Consider the following 6,958-nt stretch of genomic DNA (forward strand, 5'->3'; position numbering starts at 1 on the left):
CAGCCGTTGGCAGGCGAAGACCATCGCTTCGACCTGCGCAACGGTGCTGACCTTCGGAAGCGTCAGCACCAAACCGTCCGGCAGCCTGCCGTCGGCAATGAGTCCGCCGACAAACAGGTCCAGTGTCCTGAGTCCGCGGCGGCGCGTGGCCGCTTCGAAGCACTTGAACCGGATGCCGATGAACGGCGGGGCGACGCCGTCGCGCACCGCCTGGGCCACCAGCTTGGCGGCCCGGACGGCGTCTGCGTCTTCCTCGTCGTCGGGCCGGTTTCCGTACCCGTCCTCGAAGTCCAGACGCAGATCCTCAATCGGCTCGGCCGACAGCTTCGCCAACGCCTTGCCGGCAATCCGGGACGTCAAGTCGGCGTCGAACCCGAGGGTGCGGCACAAAGCGTCCATTCCCCCGGCCCGTTCGACGACGGCCACCGCCTCGGCGCCCCAGGCACCCGGCAGCGACGGCTCGTATTTGTCGGCCGGCACATACACGGTGTGCACGGGCTGCCGGGAGCCGTCGTCGCCCGGGTAGGCACGTTCCAGCAGTTCATCGGTCTGCGCCAGCGTCTTATCGAGGGCGGCGTAGTCTTCAGAACCGAAGGCTGTCACGGCAGAGGTGCTGAGACTTGCGGCTGCGGCCATGGTCAGCTCACCAGCTCGTAGGCCGGCAGGGTGAGGAAGTCCGTGTAGTCCTCCGACAGGCAGATGTCGCCAACCAGGCGGCTCGCCGGCTCGAAGTACTTCACGTAGTTGTCCTCGCCGACCTCGCCGCGCAGCCGCTCGGTCTCTTCAGCCAGGATGGTCTGGACCAGGTCCGCCGTGACCCGCTTGCCGCTGTCGGCCAGCTGCACGTTATTGCGGAGCTGTTGCCAGACCTGCGAACGCGAGATTTCCGCCGTCGCAGCATCCTCCATCAGGCTATGGATGGCCACTGCGCCCATACCGGACAACCAAACCGCCACGTAGTTCACAGCCACGTAGAGATTGGAACGCAGGCCTGCTTCGGTGACTTCACCGTCCGTTGCCGCGACATTGAGCAGTTCGCCGGCGGTGACGTTGACGTCGTCGCGCTTGCGGTCCACCTGGTTCGGAGCATCGCCGAGCACCGAATCGAAGACCTCCTGGCACAGTGGCACCATGTCCGGGTGGGCAACCCAGGAACCGTCGAAGCCATCGTTCGCCTCGCGGGTCTTGTCCTCGCGGACCTTGGCGAAAGCACGCTCAGTGGTCTCCGGCTCGCGCCGGTTGGGAATGAAGGCAGCCATGCCACCCATCGCGAAGGCGCCACGGTGATGGCAGGTCTTGACCAGCAGCTCCGTGTAGGCGCGCATGAATGGCGCCGTCATCGATACGCTGGCGCGGTCCGGCAGGATGAAGTCCTCTCCGGCGTCGCGGAAGTACTTGATCATGCTGAACAGGTAGTCCCAGCGTCCGGCGTTGAGCCCGGAGGCGTGATCGCGCAGCTCGTAGAGGATTTCGTCCATCTCGAACGCGGCCGGGATGGTCTCGATCAGCACCGTGGCGCGGACCGACCCCTGTGGGACGCCCACGTAGTCCTGGGCGAAGACGAAGACGTCGTTCCACAACCGCGCCTCGAGGTGGCTCTCCAGCTTCGGCAGGTAGTAGTACGGACCGCTGCCGGTGCCGAGCAGGTGCTTCGCATTGTGGAAGAAGTGCAGACCGAAGTCCACCAGCGCGCCGATGGCGGGTTCGCCGTCGACCAGCACGTTCTTCTCCGGCAGGTGCCAGCCGCGGGGGCGGGCGACGACGACGGAGAGCGGTGCGTCGGTGCGGAGCTTGTATTCCTTACCCTCCGGCGAGGTGTAGCTGAGCGTTCCACGGGCGGCGTCGAGCAGGTTCAGCTGCGCGTCGACGACGTTGTGCCAGGTCGGCGTGCTCGCGTCCTCGAGGTCGGCCAGCCAGACCTTCGCGCCGGAGTTCAGGGCGTTGATGGCCATCTTGGCCGGCGAGGCCGGGCCGGTCATCTCCACGCGGCGGTCCTGCAGCTGGGCCGGAGCCGGAGCCACGGTCCAGTCGCCGTCGCGCACGTCCTTGGTTTCGTGCAGGAAGTCCAGCTTCCCGGTCTTGGCCACTTCCTCGCGGCGGGCGGTCCGTGCAGCTAACCGCTCATTGCGGGTGCCGCGGAATTTCTGGTGCAGCGCCTCGATGAAGGCAAGCGCCTCGTCGGTGAGGATTTCCCCGGCCCGCTCAACCGGTTCCGGTGCGGTTGGTTCAATACTCATTACTTCTTCTCCTCTGCATCTGCTGCCGCTGCGGCTGCAACGGCAGCCGCTACATCACCGGCGACATGCGCGTCGAACACGCTCGGAATGATGTAACTTGCGTTCAGTTCATCATCTTCCACCCGGTCGGCGATGGCCTTGGCAGCGGCGACGAGCATCGGCGTCGTGATGTCTGATGCTCCGGCGTCGAGCAGGCCGCGGAAGAATCCGGGGAAGGCCAGCACATTGTTGATCTGGTTCGGGTAGTCGCTGCGGCCGGTGGCCACGACGGCGGCATGGCGGCCGGCGACAATCGGGTCGACCTCGGGGTCCGGGTTGGCCATCGCAAACACAATCGCGTCGTCGGCCATGGCCTTGATCTGCTCTTCGCCGAGGACGTTCGGGCCACTGACGCCGATGAAGACGTCGGCTCCGGGCATCGCCTCGTGCAGGGTGCCGTCGAAGCCGTCCTGGTTGGTGTTTTCCGCGATCCACTGGCGGTGCGCATCGGCATGCTCCTGGCCGCTGTGGATGGAACCGTTACGGCCGCAGGCGACAATGTTTTTAGCACCCTGGGCCTGCAGCAGCTGGATAATGGCAGAACCAGCGGCGCCGACACCGGCGACGACGATGCGGACTTCCTCGATGTCCTTCTTCACGACCCGCAACGCGTTCTCCAGCGCGGCCAGCACCACGATGGCGGTTCCGTGCTGGTCGTCGTGGAAGACCGGGATGTCCAGTTCGTCGCGGAGCCTGTTCTCGATCTCGAAGCAACGCGGAGCTGCAATGTCTTCGAGGTTCACACCGCCGTAGACCGGCGCGAGCGCCTTCACGATGCTGATGATTTCTTCGGTGTCCTGCGTGTCCAGGCAGACCGGCCAGGCATCGACGTTGGCGAACTGCTTGAACAGCGCCGCCTTACCTTCCATCACCGGCAGGGCGGCGGCGGGACCAATATTGCCCAGGCCCAGGACGGCGGAGCCATCGGTGACGACGGCGATGGTGTTGCGCTTGATGGTGAGACGCCGGGCGTCCTCAGGGTTTTCGGCAATGGCCATGCAAACGCGGGCGACGCCGGGAGTATAGGCACGCGAGAGTTCGTCACGGTTGCGCAGCGCGACCTTGGGGACGACCTCGAGCTTGCCGCCGAGGTGCATCAGGAACGTGCGGTCGCTGACTTTCTGGACGCTGATGCCGTCGACGGCGTTAAGGGCGTCGCGCACCTGGTCGCCGTGAGCGGCGTCGGTTGTGTTGCAGGTGACATCGACGACGATGCTGTCGGGGTGGGATTCCGCGACATCAAGGGCGGTGATGGCCGCTCCCGCTGCACCGACTGCTGCGGCGAGCTCCGTCGTAGCAGTGAAGCTCGACGGAGCCTTCACGCGCAGGGTGATTGAGTATCCGGGGCTGGGACTCGCCATTAATCCTCCTCATAACGACCACGGTGGGCCAGTTGTTTTCGTATTATGGATATTATTATCTGACAGATGGAAATACAAGCCCGTCCGGACTTCTATATTCCGAATGATGGAACTAGGATAGTTGTAACGTTCCGCAAGGCGGATAAAAGTTGTCATAAACGCAAGGGGTAGAGCCACATGGCCGAACGAGCTGCCGGAAGCGGCGTCCAATCAGTCGAGCGCGTCTTTGAACTGCTCGAGCTCATTACGGATGCCGGTGGCGAGGTCACGCTGAGCGAACTCTCGTCCTCCACAGATCTCCCTCTGCCCACCATCCACCGCCTGCTGCGCACTCTCGTGTCACGCGGTTACGCCCGCCAGCTGCCCAACCGCAGGTACGCACTGGGGCCCCGGCTGATCCGCCTCGGTGAAGGTGCCAACAAGCAGCTGGGCGCGCTCGCGATGCCCCAGCTCAAGGACCTGGTTGGCCGGCTCGGAGAGACCGCGAACATGGCTGTTCTGGACGCCGACATGGTGGTCTACATTGCCCAGGTGCCCTCGCCGCACTCGATGCGCATGTTCACCGAGGTGGGCCGGCGCGCCCACACCCATGACACCGGCGTCGGCAAGGCCATGCTCGCCCAGCTCAGCGACGACGTCGTCCGCGGGATCGTTGCGCGGGCCGGAATGCCCACGCACACGGATAAGAGCATCAGCAACATCGATGACCTGCTGGCCGAACTGAATATCATCCGCGACCGCGGCTACTCCATTGACGAGCAGGAGCAGGAGCTCGGTGTGCGCTGCTTCGCGATGGCCGTCCCGGACGCCCCAACGCCCACCGCCATCTCCGTGTCCGGACCGGTCTCCCGCGTGGACGAGGAATTCGCCGACCGTGCCGTTCCCATCCTGCGCGACGCCGCCAAGGCAGTCTCGGCTGAACTGAACAAGACAGTCAGCACGGTCTAAACAGCCGCAAGCGGCCAGCCGGTCATCTTCTTGCGGCGGGGAGCCGCGTAGGTGCGGACTTTCGACGTCGTCAATCCCAACCGGACCAGCGATTCAGCCTGGACGACGGCGGCAGCCACCCCGTCGACCACCGGCACGCCGGCGCGACGGCGGATTTCCTCATCGAGTCCAGACATCCCACCGCAGCCGAGCACAATCACCTCGGCACGGTCCTCGATTACCGCCAGTTCTGCCTCATCCACGATGCTGGCGATGGCCCGTTCCGGGTCGGCCTCCAGCTCCAGCACCGCCAGCCCGCTCGCGCGCACCGAAGCACAACGCGCATCGAGACCGGCCAGCTTCAGCCGGTCCTCGATCAGCGGCACCGTTCGGTCCAAGGTTGTAACCACGGAATATTTGTGGCCCAGATACATCGCCGTGCTGGCCGCGGCTTCGGTAATGTCCACCACCGGAACGTCCACGAGCTCCTGCAGACCTTCCCGGCCGTGCTCCCCGTAGCCGGCCTGGACGACGGCGTCGAACTCGCCGGGATAGTTGACGACCTGGTCCATCACCGCGACGGCGGCAAGGTAGCTCTCGAAATTGCCCTCCACTGATTCCGCGCCGAAACGCGGAGTCAGCGGAACGATTTCGGTTCCGGGGGCGGCAAAGCGGCGGGCCTGCTCGGCGATGCCGGCGGTCATGGATTCGGTCGTGTTGACGTTGACTACAAGTATTCGCATGGTCGTCCTTAGTAACTAGTGCGCACTGTCGACGGCGATCGGCTCACCGGAGACATCGTCGTACGTGCGGCGGCGCTCTCCAATAACGTAGTACGTCACGGCTGCGATACCCGCACCGAAGAACCACGAGAACGACGACGCCGCGGCGAACGCGGGTACGAACGCGATCAGGATGGCAATCACCGAAGCCGGCACCAGCGCCGCAATGGCACGGGGGTTGAAGCCGCGCTTGAAGAAGTACGCTCCGGAAGGATCCTCCGTGTACAGCTCCGGTACGTTCACCCGCGCCTTGCGGATGAGCCAGTAGTCGGCCATCACTACGCCGAACAGCGGTCCGAGCAGCGCGCCCAGCCCGCCGAGGAAGTAAACGATGACCACCGGGTTGCTGTAGAGGTTCCACGGCAGGATCACCAGGCCGATAATGGCGCTGACCATTCCGGCCCGGCGGAAGTTGAGCTTCCGCGGGAAGAGATTGGTCAAGGCGTAGACGGGAGCCACGAAGTTTGCCATCAGGTTCACCGCGATGGTCAGGATCAGCAGCGCCAGGCAGGCCAGCACCAGGAAGAGCGTATTGGGAATGGTCTGGACGATATCCGCCGGGCTCTCGATGACGGTGCCGTTGATCTTGAACTGCGCCCCGGCCAGTACGACGACGATAACGCCGAATGCCAGCATGTTCACCGGGATGCCCCAGAAGTTTCCGCGACTAATGGCTTTGCGCGAGGTGGACGAACGGGTGAAGTCGCAGAAGTTGAGGACGAAGGTTCCGTAGATGGCCACCCAGAGGGCGCCGCCGGCGAAGATCGTCCGCCACATTTCCCCGCCGGTAAGGCTCTGATCCGTCGACAGCGCGATGGAGCCGCCGGCTTCCATGAACATCCACACGGCGATGGCGGCCATCGTCACCAGGATGACCGGCCCGGCGAAGGCTTCGTACTTGCGGATCATCTCCATACCGAAGCTGACAATAACTACCTGGACAACCCACAGAATCAGGAAGGAGATCCAGCCCAGCGTGGACAGGCCGAGAATGTTGTTGCTGTCCAGCGATGCCAGGGAAGGCACGACGGCGACGGCGGCCACGCGGAACACCACTGAGGCCAGATAAGTCTGGATACCGAACCAGACGATGGCGACACCACCACGGAGCAGAGCGGCAACCTGTGCCCCATGCACACCGAAACTGATGCGGCTCATGACAGGGAACGGAACACCTGTCTTGTAGCCCATGTAGCCGGAGAGATTCAGCAGTAGGAACAGCAGCACGGCTCCGATGCCCAGAGCCATCAGGATCTGCCACCCGCCCAATCCGAGGGCGAACAGGCTGATCGCGAAGGCGTAGTTACCCAGGCTGTGGACGTCGTTGGCCCACAGGGTGAAGATGCTGTACGCATTCCACTTGCGGCCCGCGACCTTTGTGGGAGCGAGGTCCTTGTTGTAGAGCCGGGGGCTTCGCGGCAGCATGCCTGCGGACGGTGCCGCAGGAGCAGTCGTAGATTCAGCGGCGGCCGGTCCGGCTGGATCGGTGAGGATTCCTGCGGTTTCACCGATTGGAGTAGTTGAAGTGACGTTGGACATAATGCCTCATCAGGATCTGGGCGCACACTGGCGCCGGAAGAAGAAAGAAGTACGGCGGACGGCTCTCGACAGG

At 64.2% G+C, this 6,958-nt stretch carries 6 protein-coding genes; 1 reads left to right on the top strand and 5 read right to left on the bottom strand.

What is annotated here, in order from left to right; genetic code table 11:
- The 3 genes from Y707_RS31705 to Y707_RS0117965 form a co-directional block, all read right to left on the bottom strand.
- The coding region (locus tag Y707_RS31705) for a DUF6986 family protein (protein WP_442853311.1) at window positions 1-636 on the bottom strand (636 nt) is incomplete at its 3' end.
- Window positions 637-638: 2 nt separating this feature from the next.
- Window positions 639-2,237: a malate synthase A gene (gene aceB, locus Y707_RS0117960; RefSeq protein WP_026536096.1), complete on the bottom strand. Its 1,599-nt coding sequence runs from the start codon at window positions 2,235-2,237 to the stop codon at window positions 639-641.
- A complete protein-coding gene (locus Y707_RS0117965; RefSeq protein ID WP_026536097.1) occupies window positions 2,237-3,637 on the bottom strand; it encodes an NAD-dependent malic enzyme in 1,401 nt (466 codons plus the stop codon). Before Y707_RS0117965 ends, aceB begins: the two co-directional genes overlap by 1 nt.
- Before the next feature lie 177 nt (window positions 3,638-3,814).
- Here Y707_RS0117965 and Y707_RS0117970 point away from each other — a divergent pair, with 177 nt between their 5' ends.
- Window positions 3,815-4,585, top strand: coding sequence for an IclR family transcriptional regulator (locus Y707_RS0117970; RefSeq protein WP_026536098.1), 771 nt, complete (start codon window positions 3,815-3,817; stop codon window positions 4,583-4,585).
- On the opposite strand, the gene Y707_RS0117975 is transcribed toward Y707_RS0117970, so the two are convergent.
- Together Y707_RS0117975 and Y707_RS0117980 are read right to left on the bottom strand one after the other, a co-directional pair.
- Window positions 4,582-5,307, bottom strand: a complete 726-nt coding sequence (locus tag Y707_RS0117975) for an aspartate/glutamate racemase family protein (protein ID WP_026536099.1) — start codon at window positions 5,305-5,307, stop codon at window positions 4,582-4,584. The genes Y707_RS0117970 and Y707_RS0117975 overlap by 4 nt on opposite strands.
- A 15-nt stretch (window positions 5,308-5,322) precedes the next feature.
- Window positions 5,323-6,771 (bottom strand): NCS1 family nucleobase:cation symporter-1, encoded by a 1,449-nt coding sequence (locus Y707_RS0117980; RefSeq protein WP_253905247.1) that lies wholly within the window; start codon window positions 6,769-6,771, stop codon window positions 5,323-5,325.
- Window positions 6,772-6,958 lie beyond the last annotated feature (187 nt).

This window comes from Arthrobacter sp. H14 (genome assembly GCF_000520495.1).
Taxonomy (GTDB): domain Bacteria; phylum Actinomycetota; class Actinomycetes; order Actinomycetales; family Micrococcaceae; genus Arthrobacter_C.

Coding starts and splice junctions, on each gene's coding strand:
- Y707_RS0117965 (WP_026536097.1), bottom strand. CDS start 3,637: ATGGCGAGTCCCAGCCCCGGATACTCAATCACCCTGCGCGTGAAGGCT.
- aceB (WP_026536096.1), bottom strand. CDS start 2,237: ATGAGTATTGAACCAACCGCACCGGAACCGGTTGAGCGGGCCGGGGAA.
- Y707_RS0117980 (WP_253905247.1), bottom strand. CDS start 6,771: ATGCTGCCGCGAAGCCCCCGGCTCTACAACAAGGACCTCGCTCCCACA.
- Y707_RS0117975 (WP_026536099.1), bottom strand. CDS start 5,307: ATGCGAATACTTGTAGTCAACGTCAACACGACCGAATCCATGACCGCC.
- Y707_RS0117970 (WP_026536098.1), top strand. CDS start 3,815: ATGGCCGAACGAGCTGCCGGAAGCGGCGTCCAATCAGTCGAGCGCGTC.